Here is a 17478-nt window from a genome sequence, read left to right as displayed (position 1 = left end):
CGCTTTCCGGTCTGCTGCAGAAGTCGGGGCGCAGGCTCAGGCGGCGGTCTTCGTCGCGTTCTCGACGAATGCCGAAATGGCGCCGATGCTGCGGAAGTTGTCCGGGGTCAGCGGAATGTCGTCGATCGGGATCGAGTAGGTCCGGGAGATATGCGAGACGACCCGGACCACACCCAGGCTGTCGACGACACCGCTGTCGATGAGATCGAATTCGGCGGTCAGGTCGGCCGTGTCCTCTCCGTCGAGGAACTCGGCGACGACGTAGTCGCGAATTTCGTCCGCCAGGGAGGTCATGCGGGATTTCCCTTCTGTCGTGCTGCCTTGATGAGGTTGCGGTCGGGCTTTCCGGTGGACGTGCGCGGCAGCGGGGCGTCGCCCACGTGCACGGAGGACGGGATGGCATGGCGGGGCAGGCGCTCGGCGCTGTGCGAGCGCAGCCGCAGTGAGGTGAGCGAGGTGCCGGGCCGCCGGGTCACCTGGGCGTGCAGCCGGTAGCCGGCCTCGGGGTCGGGGATCGCCACGACGGCGGCCTCGGCGACCTCGGGGTGGGCTCCCAGGACGTTCTCGACCTCCTGCACATTGGTCCGCACCCCGCGGACCTTGACCTGGAAGTCGGTGCGTCCCTGCAGCCAGTGCAGGCCGTCGGCGTCCCGGGTGACGAGGTCGCCGGTGCGGTAGAAGACTTCGCCGCCGCCGTCGGGGGCCGGCACGAACACCCCTTCGTTGCGGGAGCGTTGCAGGTATCCGAAGGTCTGGAACGGCGTGGTCACGAGAAGTTCACCGGTGCCGGGACCGTCGAGGACCCGTCCCTCGCCGTCGAGCAGCAGGGCCCGGACCCCGGGCAGCGGCCGGCCGATGGGGGTCTGCTCGCCGGCCTCCACGGGGTCGGCGTCGTGGATGAAGCTGTCGTTGGTCTCGGTGCATCCGAAGACGTTGTGGAAGCCGGCGCCGGGGAAGGCCGTGCCCAGCTGCCGCAGCAGCGCCTGTGACATCGCGTCCCCGGTGAAGATCACCGTGCGAACCGTCGGATGGACGGCACCGTCCTGGGTGAGCAGCCGGTGCAGCATGGGCACGCCCTGGACGAAGGTGACCTCGTGCCGGGTGACCAGGTCCTGCAGGTGACGTGCGTCCGCACTGAACTCCTGCTCGACAAGAACGGCTCGGGCGCCCAGCCGCAGCGCGGTCCACACGTCGAGCAGGGAGAGGTCGAAGTTCAGGGGTGCGTAACTCAGCAGGGTGTCCTGCTCGGTGAGGCCGAACCGGCTGGTCGCCCAGTCGGCGAACCGCTCGAAGGCATCGCCCGGGATGGGCACGATCTTCGGCGTACCGGTGGAGCCGGAGGTGGTGAGCAGCAGGGGTGCGGTGGCAGGGTCCACGGTGTCGAAGTCCCGGGCGGCCTGCTCGTCCGGCACGACCGGGGCGGTGTCGAGCACCCCCTGGTCGTCGACGGTCAGCACCTGGGAGCACCGGGCCTGCGCGGCGAGCGCCGCACGGGCTGAGGAGCCCAGTTCGGGTGAGGGCATGAGGACCGCGTAGCCGGCCCGGAAGGCGCCGATGAGCAGGGCGATCGTCGCGGGCGTCTTGTGGGCGGGCACGCACAGCGGCTGCCGCCGGTCGAGCCCGAGACCGTCCAGGGCGCCGGCTAAGTCCTCGGCGAGGTCGACCAGCCGGCGGTACGTCACCTGCTGCTCGCCCCTGATCAGGGCCACCTGATCGGGCCGACGCCGGGCGTGCGCGGCGAGCGCGTCAAAAAGGCGTGGTAACGGCACAGTTCCCCCTATTCATGCACCTGTCCATGTGAAAGCGACCAGCCCAAGGGGGGTGACGGCGCTTGAGTCGCGCCCAAGAAATCGCGGAGCCCGGCGGTCAACTGCTCGGGTCGGCCCCGCATCACTCCCCCGTGATCGAGCCATGATCAACCGTACTGCGTTTACATGCAGAGTCAAGCATGTAATTGGCCGTGCGAGCAGTGACGCACATCACTCGAACAGGAACGGGTTCGAGTGCTGAGTTTGCTTGGTGAACTATGTGTTTCGAGTTGACGGAAAAGCTTTCGTCAAGGTGTCGCATCGTTTAAGGAATGGTGCGCCGAGCGGAATCGGCGTTCGCCCGGGCATGCCCACGACCGGGTACGAAACGCCGAAAGCCGTCCCAAGGGACGGCTTTCGGCAGGTGGCTCTTCGGGGCGGAGCGGGAGGGCGACGACGATGCAGGTCAGAGGGCGCTGCGCAGCGCCTGGACCGTACCGGCCAGCTCCACGGTGGCGCCGGCGGTGTTCAGCGCCGCACTGAGGACCTCGGAGTAGGTGGCGCGCGCGTCGGCGTAGCGCTGCCTGCCCTCGTCGGTGAGCACGGCGTAGACACCGCGTTTGTCGTCGGGACACAGATCCCGGAAGGCGAAGCCGGCCGAGAAGAGCCGGCCGACCAGCCGGGTCACCGAGCTCTGCCCGAGTCCGACCTTGTCGGCAAGTTCCTGCATGCGCAGCTCGCTGTCCTTGGCCTGGACGAGAGACTCCAGGGCGCGGAACTCGGACAGCCCTATCCCGTGCTTGCGCTGCAGGGCCTGGGTGAGCTGGCGCTCCACATGCGCGTGCAGGGTGAGGACTCTCCCCCACATGGCCTGGTCGGACGAGGCGGCCGACGCATAGGAGATCGTGGACATGAGGCAGCTCCCTCTTAAGCGGCTCGTTGACAACAAGATACATGTTCATGCAAGCTTCAGCCGTTCGCCCTACCCGTCCGCCCGGATCTTATGAGATAAAACAACATGCACGTACAAGCAACGATTGAGGGTTCCATGCCGGATGCCACGGCACCCACAGCCAACGGTTCCCCTTCCAGGGGCCGGGCCTGGCTGCTGGATGTTGATCAGAAGACCACCGCCTGCCGGCCGACCTCCTTCACGGTCTGAGCCGGGGAGCAAAGGTGTCCCGTTCCGAGCTCTCAGAGAGCGAGCTGACCGAGTACGCCCGCGAGGCGGTACGGATCAGCCGCGAGCACGTCGCCAAGGGCGGCATCCCGTTTTCCGGTGTGGTGGTCAACGGCGGCCGTATCCTCGGCACCGGCTTCAACCGGGTACGCGAGGACAACGACCCCACCGCGCACGCCGAGGTGGTTGCGCTGCGTGAAGCCGCCGCCAGGTACGGGCTGCACGCCACCGCCGGAGCCACGCTGTTCGCCTCCGGTGAGCCCTGTGCCCTGTGCTACATGGCCTCGCTGTACTTCAACGTCAGCCACATCGTCCACGTGGCCGACCGCAGGACGGCCGCACAGTACGGCTTCGACTACTCGGGGTCCTACTCGATCTTCGCCGACGACCCGGCGGCCTGGCCGATCAAGGTCACCTCGCTGCCGATCCCGGAAGGGACGGAGCCGTTCGAAGAATTCCTCGCCATGAACCGGAGGCGGTTATGACCGACACGGAAACCGGCAAAGTCAGCATCAAAGTCTGGTCGGACTACGTCTGTCCGTTCTGCATGCTTGCCGAGGGCCCGCTGCACGAGGCCACCCGCGACCTCGACGTCGAGATCGAGTGGATGCCGTTCGAGCTGCGGCCTCACCCGACCCCGACACTACGGCCGGAGGACGAGTACCTGCCGGCGATCTGGGCCCGCTCGGTCTACCCGATGGCCCGCCGGATGAACGTGGACATCACCCTGCCCACCGTCTCACCACAGCCCTACACCCGGCTGGCGTTCGAGGGCTACCAATACGCGGCCGAGCACGGCAAGGCCGCGGAATACACTCCGCGCGTGCTGCGGGCCTTCTTCCAGGAGAACCGGGACATCGGTCAACTGGACGTCCTCGCCGACATCGCATCCGAACTGGGCCTGGACGAAGCCGGTTTCACCGAGGCGCTGACAGTCGGGACGTACACCGAAGCCCACCAGGAGGCGCTGCGGACCGCCGCGGCGTACCGCATCTCCGTCGCTCCCACGATCATCATCGGCGAACACCACCGCATCGAAGGTGTCCCCGCCGCAGCCCAGATCCGCAAGGCCGTGCTCGACATCCAGGCCGAACAGGCAGTCGCCGGAGGTGCCGCCTGCGGCATCGACGGGTGCTGACATGACACGAAGCAGTCGGATGCCCCGGCGTGTCCGTCCCGGCTGTTTGCGAGCCGGGCGATTCCGAGCCGGACGAACCCAGGCCGCCTGATCCCAGGCCGGACGCACCCGACTCCACCCGGCGTCCCGGCGGACCACCGCTTCGCCGTGCCCACCACCGTTCACGCGCCACGGCCCCCCACGGCGGGCCGGCCCCGCGGCGCCGGCCTCCATCGAACGAAAGGACTTCCCATGCAGTGGGTCTACCTCGCCATCGCAGACATCTTCGAGATCGCCGTCGCCATCGCAGCCGGCAAGGCCGAAGGCTTCAAGAACCGCAAGTGGACCATCGCAACCCTGGTCAGCGGCGCCTTCGGGACCTACTTCCTCAGCAAGGCACTGCTGACCTTCAACGTCGGCGTCGGCTACGCCATCTGGACGTCCATCGCCGGTATCGGCATCGCCCTTCTCGGAGCGCTGCTCTTCGGCCAGCGCCTGGACTGGCGCAAGGCACTCGGCATCGTCGCCATCATCGTCGGGGTTGTCGGCCTCCAGCTCAGTGGTGCCGCCTGAGCATCCCGCCGTTACCCGGACCATCTCTACGAAAGGACTTGCGCACATGTCCAACACCGGCCGCTCCTCAGCCAACTCCTGGCTCACGCTCCTCCTCGCCGGAGTGTTCGAAGTCGGCTACGCGCTCTGCGTCGGCGGAAGCCACGGCTTCACTCGCCTGTCGTGGTCGCTGGTCGCCGTCGTGTTCTTCCTGCTGACGCTCTGGGCACTGAGCGTCGCGCTCCGCACCATCGACGTCGGTATCGGCTATGCCGTCTGGGCTGGAATCGGGGCAGCCGGTGCGGCGCTGCTGGGCCCCGTCTTCTTCGACGAGACCCTCACCCTGGTCCAGGCACTGTGGTTGGGCGTCATCATCGCCGGCGTGGTCTGGCTCAAGCTCGCCGACAGGCCGCAGAAGGGCCAGGAGCCCGACGCCGCGCTGCAGGGCGCCCAGGAGATCGCCGCCAGGCAGCAGCAGACCCAGGGTGCAGAACGCTGAGAGCCTGTGTCATATCCCCGGTCGGATCAGCGCGCGGCGTCTGGTGCGTGCGATCGCAAGGCGCCGGAGCGCCCTCGATGGGGGTGCCCCCGCGCGAGCGAAGCCGAGCGTGGGGGAGGAGCCACGTGGGTGGTTCGGCAACGCGGCTGGGGGTCCCCCCACGCCCTTAAGGCAGTGGGGGAGTGCGTGCCAGGCGTCGCGCGCCCGGCCGGGGATATGACACAGGCTCTGAGGGGGATTCATCCCAAGTCCGCCGGCTCACCGTCCACGACAGCGGTCGGCCCGGGCCACGTCACTGATCCAGGGACTGTCCACGGTCGGGATCACGGTCCGGGCCCGGGCCTCGGACGGGGTGCCGGCCAGGCAGGACTTCTGTGTGCATCCGCCGGGCCTCATGCCTCTTCGGACGGCGCAGACCGGATTCCCTCAGCAGCCGCACCACCTCCCGGCTGCTGACCTCCACCGCCCCCGCGGCCACCGCGTCCGCGTACCGGTGGGACGGGAGGTCGTAGTGGTCGCGCTCGAAGGCCCGGCCGGGGACGCCCAACTCTTCCGCGAACAGGTGCAGTTCGGCGTACGACACATCGCTCACCAGGTGCGACCACATGCGTCCGTGACCGGGCCAGGCCGGTGGGTCGATGTACACCGTCACGGGCGCCTCACGAGGACTGCATCCCGCCCGTGGCCCGCCCCAGCGAACCCACCGCGGCCACCTTCACGCCCGCCTTGTGGCACACCCAGTGCGGGTCGGGGCCCAGCTCCGGCTCCACGTCCAGCGCATGCGGGTCGCCCGAGGGGCAGACCGGGCACAGCGGCCAGCGGCCGTACCGCTCCAGCAGCGCGTCCTGTACGTCCTGCGCGACCAGCCCGGCCAGGTACTCGACGCCGTCCGGCCACTGCTCGACCCACCAGCGGCGCTGTGCGACGGAGTCCTCGACCAGTGAGATCACATCAGCCTCGGCGACCTCGCGCGCGACCAGATCGGCGAGCACCAGCGCGCGGGCAGCGTGGAGCGCCTGCTCAAGCGGGGTTACAGACTCCATGGTCCCATTGTGCGCACTCTTGACCGCGACGCCGAACCGAAAATATCTTTCACAGGTGACCCAGGACGTGAAGGAAATTTTCGGCAGTCCGGGCGGCTCTCTCGCCGCCAAGGTGCGCACCCTCGCCCCCTCCATGACCCGGTCCATGCAGCGCGTCGCCGAGGCGGTCGCGAGCGACCCGGCCGGCTGCGCCGCCCTGACGGTCACCGGCCTGGCCGAGCTGACCGGCACCAGCGAGGCGACCGTCGTCCGCACCGCCCGTCTGCTCGGCTACCCCGGCTACCGCGACCTGCGCCTCGCCCTCGCCGGGCTGGCCGCACAGCAGCAGTCGGGCCGCGCGCCCGCGATCACGACGGACATCGCGGTGGACGACCCCATCGCCGACGTCGTGGCCAAGCTCGCCTACGAGGAGCAGCAGACCCTCGCCGACACGGCCGCCGGACTCGACACCGCGCAGCTGGGCGCGGCCGTCACCGCACTCGCCGGCGCCCGCCGCACCGACGTGTACGGCATAGGGGCGTCCGGTCTGGTCGCCCAGGACCTCACACAGAAGCTGCTGCGGATCGGGCTCATAGCCCACGCGCACAGCGATCCGCATCTCGCGGTGACGAACGCGGTGCAGCTGCGGGCGGGGGATGTGGCGATCGCGATCACGCACTCCGGCTCGACGGGGGATGTCATCGAGCCGCTGCGGGTCGCGTTCGAGCACGGGGCGACAACGGTGGCCATCACCGGGCGGCCCGACTCCCCGGTCACGCAGTACGCCGACCATGTGCTGACGACGTCCACCTCGCGGGAGACCGAATTGCGGCCCGCCGCGATGTCCTCCCGGACGAGTCAGCTGCTGGTGGTGGACTGTTTGTTCGTGGGGGTTGCGCAGCGGACTTATGAGAGTGCGGCGCCTGCGCTGGCGGCGTCGTACGAAGCGTTGGCTCATCGGCATCGGAGTTCGCCTCGTTAGGCCGTAGGACCGACTGCCCGGGGAATTGACCCGCCCTGAACCGGAAAGAGCCGCCCTCGATGACCTCCACCCCCCGTCACCTCCAAGCCGAACTCGCTTCCCTGACCACCGAAGCCTTCCGGCCCGAACTCGCCGACATCGACCAGCTGCCCACCCTCGACATCGCCCGCCTCATGAACGGTGAGGACGCGGGTGTCGCCGCTGCCGTGTCCGTGCGCCTGCCGCAGATCGCCCGCGCCATCGACGCCGTCGCCGCACGCATGGCCCGCGGCGGACGCCTGATCTACGCCGGTGCCGGTACCGCCGGGCGGCTCGGTGTGCTCGACGCCTCCGAGTGTCCGCCCACCTTCAACACCGACCCGGCCCAGGTCGTCGGGGTGATCGCGGGCGGGCCCGAGGCCATGGTCACCTCGGTCGAGGGGGCGGAGGACTCGAAGGAACTGGCCCGCCGGGACCTGGACGCGCTGAAGATCGGTGCGGACGACGCCGTCGTCGGCGTCTCCGCCTCCGGCCGCACCCCGTACGCCATCGGCGCCGTCGAGCACGCCCGTGCGCTGGGCGCCCTGACCGTCGGCCTGGCCTGCAACGAGCACAGCGCGCTCGCGGCCGCCGCCGAGCACGGCATCGAGGTCGTCGTCGGCCCCGAGCTGATCACCGGTTCGACACGGCTGAAGGCGGGCACGGCGCAGAAGCTGGTGCTCAACATGCTGTCGACGATCACGATGATCCGGCTCGGCAAGACGTACGGGAACCTGATGGTCGACGTCCGCGCCTCCAACGACAAGCTCCGGGCCCGCTCGCGCCGGATCGTCGCGCTGGCCACGGGAGCCGCCGACGAGGAGATCGAGCGGGCGCTCACCGAGTCGGGCGGCGAGGTGAAGAACGCCATCCTGACCATCCTCGCCGGTGTCGACGGCCCGACGGCCGCCCGCCTTCTGGAGGAGTCCGGCGGTCATCTGCGTGCCGCGCTGGCGGTCGCGGGCACCTGACCCGCACGCTCGGGGCGTGCGCAACGACCCCGCCTCCACCGCAGCCGCCGTCCTCGCCCGGGTCGGCGGCCCCGCGAACGTCACCTCCGTGGCCCACTGCATGACCCGGCTCCGACTGGGCGTCGCGGATCCCGCGGCGGTGGACGAGCAGGGGCTGCGGGGGCTGCCCGGGGTGCTGGGGGTGGTCGCGGACGGGAAGTCGTCGGTACAGGTCGTGCTGGGGCCGGGGGTGGTCGGGGAGGTCACCGCTGCGGTGCAGTTGCTGGTCGACGAGGTCACGGCAGCGGTGCAGACGCAGGTCACTGATCAACCCCAGGTCACTGATCAACCGGATCGGCCGATCAGTACCGGTACCGGCGCCCATGTGGGCGCCCATGTGAAGGAGCAGCTCCGGCTCCGCAACGCCACCCCCTTCAAGACCGTCCTCCGCCGTGTCGCCGCCGTCTTCGTGCCGCTCATCCCCGCCCTGATCGGCTGCGGCATCCTCGCCGGGATCAACGGGCTGCTGGTCAACGCCGGATGGCTGCCCGGTCTGACCCCCGCCCTGGCCGCCGTCGCCTCCGCGTTCATGGCGCTGATCGCGGTGTTCGTCGGGCACAACACGGCGAAGGAGTTCGGCGGCACGCCGGTGCTGGGGGGTGCGGTGGCAGCCGTGGTCGTGTACCCGGGCGTGGCGAAGGTGGCGGCGTTCGGGGTGCATCTGGCCCCGGGCCAGGGCGGGGTGCTCGGCGCGCTCGCGGCGGCGCTGCTGGCGACCCGGGTGGAGAAGTGGTGCCGGGGCCGGGTGCCGGGAGCGCTGGACGTGCTCCTGACCCCGACCGTGACCGTCCTCGTCTCCGGCCTGGTCACGCTGTACGGCCTGATGTACGCGGCCGGTGTCGTCGCCTCGGCGATCGGTACGGCGGCCAACTGGCTGCTGGCCACGACCGGAGCCATGGCCGGACTGGTCCTAGGCGGCCTCTTCCTGCCCCTGGTCATGCTGGGCCTGCACCAGGCCCTGATCCCCATCCACACCACCCTCATCGAGCAGCAGGGCTACACGGTGCTGCTCCCCCTGCTGGCCATGGCCGGCGCGGGGCAGGTGGGCGCGGCGCTCGCGGTGTACGTCCGCCTGCGCCACGACACCTCGCTGTGTACGACGATCAGGTCGGCGCTCCCGGCCGGGCTGCTGGGCGTGGGCGAGCCGCTGATCTACGGGGTGTCCCTGCCGCTCGGGCGGCCGTTCGTGACGGCGTGTGCGGGCGGGGCGGCCGGCGGGGCCTTCGTCGGGTGCTTCGCGATGCTCGGGGACAAGGTCGGGGCGACCGCCATCGGCCCGTCGGGCTGGGCCCTGTTCCCGCTGCTGGCGGGGAACAGGAGCCCGGGGTTGACGGCGGCCATCTACGGCGGCGGGCTGCTCACCGGTTACGCGGTGGGGTTCGCGGCGACGTATCTCTTCGGCTTCCCCCGCCGCTCCCGGGTGGCCGCATCGGCGTGACGCACCGTCGGCAGCGGTCGTTTCCCCGGGCATGATGAAGAAGATGCTCCTGGCCACCGCGGCCCTGACCGCCTGCGGCGCCGCTCTGGCGGCCCCCGCCCACGCCGACGTCCACTGGACCAAATCGCCCACCGGCACCGCCACGTGCGCCGGGAAGCTCGCCGTGTTCCCCGTGCTCAGGGCCATGACGCCGCTGCCGGTGCCCGATGCCGCCCCCGCGTGCGGCGACCTCCTCCCGCGGCGCGGCACCAGCACGGGCATCACGGTCCTACAGCGGTGACGACGACGGCCGGCGAGGGGTCGGGGTCCTTCGTGCCGAGCCGGATCCGCCGGTGTTGTGCCAGACGAGGGTGTAACGCCAGAAGAGACGGCGGCGGAGCCGGGCACCCGGAAGGATCTCGCGCGCCCCTCGGGAGATCTCGGAGAAGGTCATCTCCGGGTCGCGGGTGCGGGCGGTCATGGAGACGGGCCGAGCCCCCGGTCGGCCTCGGTTCCTGACCCATCCGACCGCCGCGTTGAGGGGTAGGGCAAGCAGCCCGAGCGCGTGGTCCCCGAGGCTCGCGGCCCGCGCACAGCCGACGACGACCAGGGTGCCGCCCGGGGTCAGCTCCGCCCGGAGACGAGCGAGCGTGTCGGCGAAGGGGAGGTGGTGGAGGACGGCGACGCAGGTGATGACGTCGTAGGGGCCTGCGGGCAGGTCGTGCGGGGCGGCGGCGACGGTGTAGGTGACGGGGATGCCGGCATCGGTCGCCTGCCTCGCCCGGTCGATGATGTCCGCGTCCGCGTCCATCCCGTCGACGGTGTCGGCCCGGGCGGCGAGCAGCCGTGCCAGATCACCGCTCCCGCACCCCACGTCCAGCGCCCTGCCGAAGCGGCGGGGTAACCGCCGTAGCAGCCAGCGGTGATAGTGCGCGTTGTGATCCCACGGGTGGGCGGCATTGAAGCGGTTCAGGGCACCGAGGAGCCGATCCACGAGCGTCGTCGTCATACGCCCACCTCACCACGAGCCCCGCCTGCCGCGGCGGCCCCGGTTAGGGTGCGGGCATGAATCACGCCCAGCTCACCGCCCTCGGCCGGGCGCTCCGACTGCTCGGGGAGCACGGGGAGGCCCTCACGGCCGACACCCCGGACGCCCGGCTGCACGAGATCAAGGCCGATCTGCGGCGCGCCCTCGACCTGCTGGACGAGAGCGTCTCGGCGGGCGCGCCCTCGACCCGGTGCCCCGAACATCCGCACGGGCCCGTCGACGAGGGCGCCCCCGATCTGTGTCTGCTCTGCGAGACCCGGCGCCGGGCCGCCCGGCGGTCGGAGTTCCAGGGCAGCAGAGCGCACACGGCCGAGCCGGTTGCCGCCGCGCCCTCCCGCTACGGCGTCCGCGCCGACCGCCCCCAGCCCCAGCAGCGCTGGCTGCCGGAGGCCTGGAACGGGCGCGAGTGGCAGCTGTGCGGGACGCCCCGGCGGGACCGGCACGAGGCCGAGGCGTATCTGGCCGCCCAGCGACGCGGCTCCCGGCCCGCCATGGCCTACCGCCTCGTGCACGAGTTCACCGACTACGAGGTGCTGCGGATCTGGGGGACCCCGGTGCAGGTGGACATCGAGCCGCTGGGGGGCTTCTAGGCCAGCAAAGGCAGGGGACGGAAGTCGTACCCCTCCCACAGGCGTCTGCTGCGCTCCTCCGGGTAGGCCGTGACCGTCGGCTCCGCGTCGAGGATCTGCACCAGGCGTGCCTCGGTGTCGTACGCCGGCCAGCCCGGGTCTCCCGTCCGGGCGAAGGACGTCCACGCGCGGCGGAAGCGGGACGACAGCTGCTTCGCCTCGGCCGGTATGTCGACCCCGGCGAAGAGCAGCTTCCCGAGGTCGGCGCGGTAGCCGCCGAAGAGCAGGGTGACGTCCAGGGTGTGGCAGGCACCCAGTGCGCCGCCGCTGCCGGGTGCCGGCCAGGTCAGTTCGTAGACGTGGGCCCTGCCGCCGCCCGCCAGCTGGGCCTCGGCGAGATGCAGGGTCGGCATCGCGAACAGCCAGTCCGTCTGGACCCGTTCGAACAGCGCGGACGGGGAGGCGTCCGGGAAGGCCGCGCGGTACGCACGCTCGCCCGCCGCGCCGCCCGGGGCCAGCAGGCGCAGGGCCCCGGTCACCTGCTCGTCCGTGATCTTGTCAAGGATGAGGCCCATGGCCAGGAAGAGACGGAACTCGTCGCGGTTGTGGCCGACCAGGAGGTCGACGTCCCGGGCCGCGCCCGCGGCCAGGGCCTGCCAGGGGGTGGTGGGCAGGACGTCGCCGTCGACGACCGGGGAGAAGGGCGTGACCGTCGGAGCCGCCTGGCCCCATCGGTCCGTGTACTGGAGCATCTTGGCGCTCAACGCCTGCCCGGTGGTCGTCAGTTGACGCGGGTCGACGGCGGACAGGTCCGCCGCAGTGGGCTGCCGTCCCGCCTCGGCCGCGAGCGCCCGCGCCATGTCACGCGCCAGCTCGTCGGAGAAGAAGGTGCCCGGCACGCTCTGGGCCACCGCCCGCCGGAACAGGCCGCGGGCCCTCGGCATCGCCAGCAGCGCGGCCACCGAACCCGCTCCGGCCGACTCGCCGAAGACGGTGACCTGGCCGGGGTCGCCGCCGAACCCCGCGATGTTCTCCCGCACCCACTCCAGGGCGGCCACCTGGTCCAGCAGACCCCGGTTCGCCGGTGCGCCGTCCATGCGGGTGAAACCCTCTATGCCCACCCGGTAGTTGAAGGTGACCACGACGACGTCGCCGGTCCGGGCGATGCGCTGGGCGTCGTAGGCCGGCTGGCCCGCGTGGCCCATCTTGTACGAGCCGCCGTAGATCCACACCATGACCGGGCGGCCGGCGGACCGGTCCGGCTCCGGCGTCCACACGTTCACCGTCAGCCAGTCGTCACCCGTGGGGCCGGTCACCGCGCCCGGACGGCCGTGGATGCCGATGTCCTGCGGAGGAGGCGGTCCGAAGGCGTACGCCTCCCGGGTGCCGTCCCAGGGCCGGGCCGGGCGCGGGGCCTGGAACCGGGCCTCGCCGACCGGCGGTTCGGCGAAGGGGATGCCCCGGAAGACCGCCAGACCGTCCTCGTGGCGGCCGCGCACCGCGCCGGAGGCGGTGCGCACCACGGGCCCGGCGGTCCCCGTCGCCCGGTCCTCGGCCTCACTCGTCGTCATGCTCGCTCCTCACTGGTCATCAGAGGAACGGACAGGAACGATCACAAGTGCCCGGCGGCCCGGACCAGTTCAGCTGAGGGTCTTCAGCGCGGCTGCGTCGTACGGCTTCAGCTCGTCGAAGCGGTCGGAGAGCACCTTCGCCGCCCACTCGGGGTCCTGGAGCAGCGCACGGCCGACGGCGACCATGTCGAACTCCTCGGCCTCCATGCGGTCCAGCAGGTTGTCGATGCCCTTGACCGGGGAGCCCTCGCCCACGAAGGCCTTGATGAAGTCGCCGTCGAGGCCGACCGAGCCGACGCTGATGACCGGCTTTCCGGTGAGCTTCTTCGTCCAGCCCGCGAGGTTCAGGTCGGAGCCCTCGAACTCGGGCAGCCAGTAGCGGCGGGTGGAGGCGTGGAAGGCGTCGACGCCGGCGGCGGCGAGCGGGGTGAGGATCGACTCCAGCTCCTCGGGGGTCTCGGCGAGGCGGGCGCCGTAGTCCTGCTGCTTCCACTGCGAGTAGCGGAAGATGACCGGGAAGTCGGGGGACACCCGCTCGCGGACCGCCGCGACGATCTCCGCCGCGAACTGGGCACGGGCCACCGGGTCGCCGCCGTACGCGTCCGTACGGCGGTTGGTGCCCGCCCACAGGAACTGGTCGAGGAGGTAGCCGTGGGCGCCGTGCAGCTCGATGCCGTCGAAGCCGATGCGCTCGGCGTCGGCGGCGGCCTGGGCGAACGCGGCGATCACGTCGTCCAGGTCCGCTTGCGTCATGGCCTTGCCGGTGGGCTCGGCACCCTCCGTGACCAGGCCGGACGGGCCCATCGCGGGAGCGTCCGCGAACGGCGGCTCGCCCTGCTTGCGCACCATGCCGATGTGCCACAGCTGGGGCACGATCGTGCCGCCCGCGGCGTGCACCGCCTCGGCGACCTTCGCCCAGCCCGCCAGCTGCTCCTCACCGTGGAACCGGGGCACCCGGTCGCTCTGCCCGGCCGAGTCGTGCCCGACGTACGTCCCCTCGGTGACGATGAGCCCGACACCGGCGGCGGCACGGCGCGCGTAGTACGACAGGACGTCCTCGCCGGGGATGCCGCCCGGGGAGAACATCCGGGTCATCGGCGCCATCGCGATCCGGTTGGGCACGGTGAGCCCGTTGAGCGCGATCGGGCGGGAGAGTATCTGGGCCGCACGGGAGGCGGGAGGCGTCGTGACGGTCACGTGGGGGCTCCTGGTGAGTGAGTCGGTCGACCGGCTGGTATGTGCACACGCATTGTTGCACTCACTGAAGAAACGGCCTATGCGGTGGCCCACATTCCCCGCACGGGAGCCGGCCCACTGTGACCCCGGACACGCCCCTGCGTCAGGGCAGCTCAGCCACCGGGCGTGAGCGGGTCTCCCGGTTCAGCCGCCGCACCCTTTCCCGCAGCACCTCGTCGGGCGCCGCCTCACCGCCCCGCGCCCGCAGGGCGGCCGCCAGCCGTGAGGCCACGCCCAGGTTGCAGCGGCCCAGGTCGACCAGGGCGTACGGGTGGCCGTACGCGCCGGTGACCGGGTCGATCCGCAGCGAGGGGAGGATGATCCCCAGGTCGTGCAGGGCCGAGCGCAGCCGTTCGACGGCCTCCTCCGCGGACCGGGCGGGCCGCTCGTCCGTCCTCGTTTCCTTGCTCTCCATTGCGCCAATCCCTCCACGCTGAGTATTCAGGTTCACTACACAGCGTGGCCGCAACTCCTCTAGCCTGGCAAGATACGGCGTCCCAACAACCCCGCTTGTAGGACCAGGGAGTTGCCATGGCAGGACCGAAGGACCTTGATCCCTCGTCGTCGCCACGCGCGTTGTTGGGCGCGGAGTTACGGCATGCGCGGGAGCGGAAGGGCCTGAGTCAGGCGGAGTTGGGCCAGAGGCTGTTCGTGAGCGGGTCGTTCATCGGGCAGTTGGAGGCGGGGACTCGGCGGATGCAGCCGGAGTACGCGGCGTTGCTGGACGAAGTCCTGGACACAGGGGGCTTCTTTGCGCGGAACTGCAATGCGGCGGCCAAGTCGAAGTATCAGCACCACTACGCAGACGTAGTGGAGGCCGAGGCTCTGGCCACGACGATCAGGCATTACGTTCCGCTCCTGATCCCCGGACTGCTCCAGACGCCCGCGTACGCACGGGCCGTGGACCAAGTGTGGGCGGCGATGACGCCGGAGGAGACCATCAACGAGTGGGTGGAAGGCCGTTTGGAACGGGCCCGTCTGCTCGATCACCCAACAAAGCCCGTGTTGTGGGCGGTGCTTGACGAGGCGGCGCTGCGCCGGGAAGTCGGTGGCCCGGCGGTGATGGCGGAGGCACTACGCCATGTCGCCGGCCTGGCTCGCCGGAACCGGATCGTCATGCAGGTGGTGCCGTTCAGCTCGGGCGCACACACGGCGATGCAGGGCGCTCTGAAGCTGATGGAGTTCGAGGACGCCCCTCCGCTGGCCTACATGGAAGGGCTGAGCACTGGACGACTGGAGGACGACCCGGCCACCGTCGCCCGACTGAGGTTCGTGTACGACCTGCTCGTGGCCTCAGCGCTCTCACAGACGAAGTCCCTGGCGCTCATTGAGGCGTTGGCAGAGGATTACGTACATGAGGAACATCCCTGACCGCGGCCCGAGCACGGCCGTATGGATCAAGTCGAGCTACAGCGGCGGCGACGAAAACTGCCTCGAAGTCACCCGCGGCTTCCCCACCCTCATCCCCGTCCGCGACTCAAAGAGGCCCCACGGCCCGAAGCTCGCGTTCCGGGCGGAGGCCTGGTCGGTGTTCGTCGAGGCGTTGAAGCGAGCCTAGTTTCCAAGTGGCCGTTGGGGCCGCCCGCTTCTTTGCCAGTGTCGTGCTTCCACGGCCCGCCTCAAGGGCGCTGCGCGTCGCCTTCGGCGATGGGCCTGCGGCCCACCCTTGACCCGGGCCGCTCCAGCACGGGTGAGAAGCGAGCGAGCGGCCCTGAAAGGCGGGTGCCCGGCCGGTGTTCGCGATCCCGGTCGGCTGCGCAGTGGCCCTTCGCCGACGGGCGCGCTCGCATCTCGCCTGCACGCCGGGCCGGCTTGGCGGCTGCGGGTGAGTGGGCCAAGGAAACGGGAGGTTCGGAGGTTCGCAGGCAGGAAACCTGGCAGCCAGTCGGGCCGATGGGCCTGAGTGGTGAAAGTGTTCCACCCAGCCTCGTCGGACCTGCCCGGCCGGGGCCCCTTCACCAAGGGTAGGTGGAACAGATGCACCACTCACCAGGTGACGCGAGCCTGAAGGGGCCTGTGTGACGGTCGAGACGTGGACGGGGCGCGAGGGGTCCCGGTCCCGGCCTTCCCCCACAGCTGGCGCGACCTGGCGCGACCCACCCACCGGCCGCAAGCCGCTACGCCGAACCGGCGTGCAGGCGAGACGCGAGCGCGCCCCCGTCACCCCGGCCCAGGACGCAGCCCACCCAAGGGCGTACGCCCTGAGTCGCCCACTGCTCCCCGGCCGCCCGCTCGCTTCTCACCCGTGCTGGAGCGAGCCGAGTCAAGGGTGGCCCGGAGGGCCATCGCCGAAGGCGACGCGGGAGTGGAGCGCAGCGGAACGGGAGCGCCCTTTACTCGGCTCGCGGAAGCACGACACTGGCCAAGAAGCGGGCGGCCCAACGGTCACTGACCAACTCCCGAGGCTCAAGCACCAAGCCCCGAGCTTCCTTTCATGGAATGGGTGGGGGTTCAACCCACCCTCCCACCCTGCGAGTTGACTTCCCGCATTCGACTTGCCACGCACAGTCACGAGGCTCTAGCGTGCCCGCATAACGAACAGCCCCCGCCAGGTGCGCGAACACCTGCGGGGGCTTGACCTACGAGATCGGAGAAAGCGATCCCGTGGCTGACGCCAAGCTTAGTGCTGCCCCCCTGCCCGCGCACGCGTCCCCGCACCCGATGGCCAATCCGGGTTACGGCAAGCGCTCCGCACCGGACCAACTCACCCGCACCAACCACGACTTCGCGCACCTCCCGCCCCGCGAAGCCGCCATCGCCGCGTACATCGACCGCCTTCCCGACGGCGCCGACATCTCCGTGAAAACGCTGGCCAAGACGCTCCCGTACGGCCAGTGCGCACTCCGCACGGCCCTCAACCGGCTCCAGGCGACAGGCCACTTACGGCGAGGAAGGGAGCGGCTGGAGACGAAGGACGGCAGCTCGCGCTGGATCACCCGATCGTGGTGGTCCCGTACCGCACGCGACGACGGCTGGTGGGCGGCCTTCACGCGCGGCGACGTACCAGAGGACCCACCCGAACGGCCCGGCCCCACCCGCTCCCGTGCCCACATCCTCCTCGCCGCCCTGGGCCGAACGGCCCCGGTCCTGTCCCTCTCCGCCGCCGACTGCGCCGCGCTCGCCCCGCTCCTGACGGAGTGGTTCGCACGCGGAGCCACCGACGAGACCGTACTCCGCGCCCTGACCGAGGGCCTGCCCACCCCGGTCCACCACCCGGCCGCCCTGGTCCGCCGCCGGCTGATCGACAAACTCCCGCCGGAACCGGTCCGCCGCCCACCCCGCCGGGTCCTGGAGTGCGCGGAGTGCGGGGTGCCGGGGCGGCCGGAAGCACTGCCGGGGGGCGTGTGTGGCGACTGCCGGGGCGAACACGCGCCGTCGCACTCCAACGCGCCCCTGCCCACTTCAGCGGTCCAAGTCCACGCAGCGGAGATCCGCGCTGCGATGTCCCTCAGACGACGAGAAAGGGCACCCGTATGACAGCTTCCACGGTCCGACATGACCACTCAGGG

20 protein-coding genes and 1 pseudogene are annotated in these 17478 nt (G+C 70.7%); 12 read left to right on the top strand and 9 right to left on the bottom strand.

The genetic code is table 11. The features are described from left to right. Positions 1-36: 36 nt before the first annotated feature. From ACZ5DS_RS23540 to ACZ5DS_RS23530, 3 genes are all read right to left on the bottom strand, one after another. Complete coding sequence (locus ACZ5DS_RS23540; protein WP_468241746.1) at positions 37-294, bottom strand: acyl carrier protein; 258 nt, start codon at positions 292-294, stop codon at positions 37-39. Then, entirely contained in the window at positions 291-1769 is a 1479-nt protein-coding gene (locus ACZ5DS_RS23535) for an AMP-binding protein (protein WP_468241743.1), read from the bottom strand. The genes ACZ5DS_RS23540 and ACZ5DS_RS23535 overlap by 4 nt, the downstream gene beginning before the upstream one ends. Positions 1770-2214: 445 nt before the next feature. Then, positions 2215-2661 carry a MarR family winged helix-turn-helix transcriptional regulator gene (locus ACZ5DS_RS23530; RefSeq protein WP_468241741.1) on the bottom strand — a complete coding sequence of 149 codons (447 nt, stop codon included), beginning with the start codon at positions 2659-2661 and terminating at the stop codon, positions 2215-2217. A gap of 263 nt (positions 2662-2924) precedes the next feature. Here ACZ5DS_RS23530 and ACZ5DS_RS23525 point away from each other — a divergent pair, with 263 nt between their 5' ends. From ACZ5DS_RS23525 to ACZ5DS_RS23510, 4 genes are all read left to right on the top strand, one after another. Next, the gene (locus ACZ5DS_RS23525) at positions 2925-3413 is read left to right on the top strand and encodes a nucleoside deaminase (protein WP_468241739.1); all 489 of its coding nucleotides are present in this window, start codon (positions 2925-2927) and stop codon (positions 3411-3413) included. Then, entirely contained in the window at positions 3410-4066 is a 657-nt protein-coding gene (locus ACZ5DS_RS23520) for a DsbA family oxidoreductase (RefSeq protein ID WP_468241737.1), read from the top strand. Before ACZ5DS_RS23525 ends, ACZ5DS_RS23520 begins: the two co-directional genes overlap by 4 nt. A gap of 231 nt (positions 4067-4297) precedes the next feature. Further along, complete coding sequence (locus ACZ5DS_RS23515; protein ID WP_468241735.1) at positions 4298-4618, top strand: DMT family transporter; 321 nt, start codon at positions 4298-4300, stop codon at positions 4616-4618. Between the two features lie 46 nt (positions 4619-4664). Next, positions 4665-5096, top strand: coding sequence for a DMT family transporter (locus ACZ5DS_RS23510; RefSeq protein ID WP_468241733.1), 432 nt, complete (start codon positions 4665-4667; stop codon positions 5094-5096). Between the two features lie 397 nt (positions 5097-5493). Here the strand turns inward: ACZ5DS_RS23510 and ACZ5DS_RS23505 are convergent. Together ACZ5DS_RS23505 and ACZ5DS_RS23500 are read right to left on the bottom strand one after the other, a co-directional pair. Beyond that, positions 5494-5748: pseudogene (locus ACZ5DS_RS23505) on the bottom strand (DUF4031 domain-containing protein); the annotation flags it as partial. Positions 5749-5755: 7 nt separating this feature from the next. Continuing rightward, positions 5756-6139 (bottom strand): hypothetical protein, encoded by a 384-nt coding sequence (locus ACZ5DS_RS23500; RefSeq protein ID WP_468241731.1) that lies wholly within the window; start codon positions 6137-6139, stop codon positions 5756-5758. Between the two features lie 55 nt (positions 6140-6194). Between ACZ5DS_RS23500 and ACZ5DS_RS23495 the strand changes: the two genes are divergently transcribed. The 4 genes from ACZ5DS_RS23495 to ACZ5DS_RS23480 are packed head-to-tail and all read left to right on the top strand — an operon-like array spanning position 6195 to position 9846. Then, the gene (locus ACZ5DS_RS23495; RefSeq protein ID WP_468241729.1) at positions 6195-7100 is read left to right on the top strand and encodes a MurR/RpiR family transcriptional regulator; all 906 of its coding nucleotides are present in this window, start codon (positions 6195-6197) and stop codon (positions 7098-7100) included. Between the two features lie 59 nt (positions 7101-7159). Beyond that, positions 7160-8089, top strand: a complete 930-nt coding sequence (gene murQ, locus ACZ5DS_RS23490) for an N-acetylmuramic acid 6-phosphate etherase (RefSeq protein ID WP_468241726.1) — start codon at positions 7160-7162, stop codon at positions 8087-8089. A 16-nt stretch (positions 8090-8105) separates the two neighbouring features. Further along, positions 8106-9566 carry a PTS transporter subunit EIIC gene (locus ACZ5DS_RS23485; protein WP_468241724.1) on the top strand — a complete coding sequence of 487 codons (1461 nt, stop codon included), beginning with the start codon at positions 8106-8108 and terminating at the stop codon, positions 9564-9566. Positions 9567-9609: 43 nt separating this feature from the next. Further along, a complete protein-coding gene (locus ACZ5DS_RS23480) occupies positions 9610-9846 on the top strand; it encodes a hypothetical protein (protein WP_468241722.1) in 237 nt (78 codons plus the stop codon). On the opposite strand, the gene ACZ5DS_RS23475 is transcribed toward ACZ5DS_RS23480, so the two are convergent. Continuing rightward, positions 9835-10554, bottom strand: a complete 720-nt coding sequence (locus tag ACZ5DS_RS23475) for a class I SAM-dependent methyltransferase (RefSeq protein WP_468241720.1) — start codon at positions 10552-10554, stop codon at positions 9835-9837. The genes ACZ5DS_RS23480 and ACZ5DS_RS23475 overlap by 12 nt on opposite strands. Positions 10555-10610: 56 nt before the next feature. Between ACZ5DS_RS23475 and ACZ5DS_RS23470 the strand changes: the two genes are divergently transcribed. Further along, positions 10611-11183 carry a hypothetical protein gene (locus ACZ5DS_RS23470; RefSeq protein ID WP_468241718.1) on the top strand — a complete coding sequence of 191 codons (573 nt, stop codon included), beginning with the start codon at positions 10611-10613 and terminating at the stop codon, positions 11181-11183. Here the strand turns inward: ACZ5DS_RS23470 and ACZ5DS_RS23465 are convergent. The 3 genes from ACZ5DS_RS23465 to ACZ5DS_RS23455 form a co-directional block, all read right to left on the bottom strand. Beyond that, the gene (locus tag ACZ5DS_RS23465; RefSeq protein WP_468241715.1) at positions 11180-12733 is read right to left on the bottom strand and encodes a carboxylesterase/lipase family protein; all 1554 of its coding nucleotides are present in this window, start codon (positions 12731-12733) and stop codon (positions 11180-11182) included. The two genes, ACZ5DS_RS23470 and ACZ5DS_RS23465, sit on opposite strands and share 4 nt — an antisense overlap. 69 nt (positions 12734-12802) lie before the next feature. Next, positions 12803-13930, bottom strand: coding sequence for an NADH:flavin oxidoreductase (locus ACZ5DS_RS23460; RefSeq protein ID WP_468241713.1), 1128 nt, complete (start codon positions 13928-13930; stop codon positions 12803-12805). A 142-nt stretch (positions 13931-14072) separates the two neighbouring features. Further along, positions 14073-14384, bottom strand: coding sequence for a hypothetical protein (locus ACZ5DS_RS23455; protein WP_468241711.1), 312 nt, complete (start codon positions 14382-14384; stop codon positions 14073-14075). A gap of 116 nt (positions 14385-14500) precedes the next feature. Between ACZ5DS_RS23455 and ACZ5DS_RS23450 the strand changes: the two genes are divergently transcribed. From ACZ5DS_RS23450 to ACZ5DS_RS23440, 3 genes are all read left to right on the top strand, one after another. Beyond that, positions 14501-15340 (top strand): helix-turn-helix domain-containing protein, encoded by an 840-nt coding sequence (locus ACZ5DS_RS23450; RefSeq protein WP_468241709.1) that lies wholly within the window; start codon positions 14501-14503, stop codon positions 15338-15340. Next, positions 15324-15527: a DUF397 domain-containing protein gene (locus ACZ5DS_RS23445; RefSeq protein WP_468241706.1), complete on the top strand. Its 204-nt coding sequence runs from the start codon at positions 15324-15326 to the stop codon at positions 15525-15527. The genes ACZ5DS_RS23450 and ACZ5DS_RS23445 overlap by 17 nt, the downstream gene beginning before the upstream one ends. A gap of 1103 nt (positions 15528-16630) precedes the next feature. Next, positions 16631-17446 (top strand): hypothetical protein, encoded by an 816-nt coding sequence (locus ACZ5DS_RS23440; RefSeq protein WP_468242175.1) that lies wholly within the window; start codon positions 16631-16633, stop codon positions 17444-17446. Positions 17447-17478: the final 32 nt, after the last annotated feature.

This window comes from Streptomyces sp. NPDC031100 (assembly GCF_055570785.1).
This window is presented reverse-complemented; position numbering and strand designations above follow the sequence as displayed.

Coding starts and splice junctions, on each gene's coding strand:
- ACZ5DS_RS23470 (WP_468241718.1), top strand. CDS start 10,611: ATGAATCACGCCCAGCTCACCGCCCTCGGCCGGGCGCTCCGACTGCTC.
- ACZ5DS_RS23455 (WP_468241711.1), bottom strand. CDS start 14,384: ATGGAGAGCAAGGAAACGAGGACGGACGAGCGGCCCGCCCGGTCCGCG.
- ACZ5DS_RS23445 (WP_468241706.1), top strand. CDS start 15,324: ATGAGGAACATCCCTGACCGCGGCCCGAGCACGGCCGTATGGATCAAG.
- ACZ5DS_RS23450 (WP_468241709.1), top strand. CDS start 14,501: ATGGCAGGACCGAAGGACCTTGATCCCTCGTCGTCGCCACGCGCGTTG.
- ACZ5DS_RS23520 (WP_468241737.1), top strand. CDS start 3,410: ATGACCGACACGGAAACCGGCAAAGTCAGCATCAAAGTCTGGTCGGAC.
- ACZ5DS_RS23515 (WP_468241735.1), top strand. CDS start 4,298: ATGCAGTGGGTCTACCTCGCCATCGCAGACATCTTCGAGATCGCCGTC.
- ACZ5DS_RS23475 (WP_468241720.1), bottom strand. CDS start 10,554: ATGACGACGACGCTCGTGGATCGGCTCCTCGGTGCCCTGAACCGCTTC.
- ACZ5DS_RS23465 (WP_468241715.1), bottom strand. CDS start 12,733: ATGACGACGAGTGAGGCCGAGGACCGGGCGACGGGGACCGCCGGGCCC.
- ACZ5DS_RS23500 (WP_468241731.1), bottom strand. CDS start 6,139: ATGGAGTCTGTAACCCCGCTTGAGCAGGCGCTCCACGCTGCCCGCGCG.
- ACZ5DS_RS23480 (WP_468241722.1), top strand. CDS start 9,610: ATGCTCCTGGCCACCGCGGCCCTGACCGCCTGCGGCGCCGCTCTGGCG.
- ACZ5DS_RS23440 (WP_468242175.1), top strand. CDS start 16,631: ATGGCCAATCCGGGTTACGGCAAGCGCTCCGCACCGGACCAACTCACC.
- murQ (WP_468241726.1), top strand. CDS start 7,160: ATGACCTCCACCCCCCGTCACCTCCAAGCCGAACTCGCTTCCCTGACC.
- ACZ5DS_RS23530 (WP_468241741.1), bottom strand. CDS start 2,661: ATGTCCACGATCTCCTATGCGTCGGCCGCCTCGTCCGACCAGGCCATG.
- ACZ5DS_RS23510 (WP_468241733.1), top strand. CDS start 4,665: ATGTCCAACACCGGCCGCTCCTCAGCCAACTCCTGGCTCACGCTCCTC.
- ACZ5DS_RS23540 (WP_468241746.1), bottom strand. CDS start 294: ATGACCTCCCTGGCGGACGAAATTCGCGACTACGTCGTCGCCGAGTTC.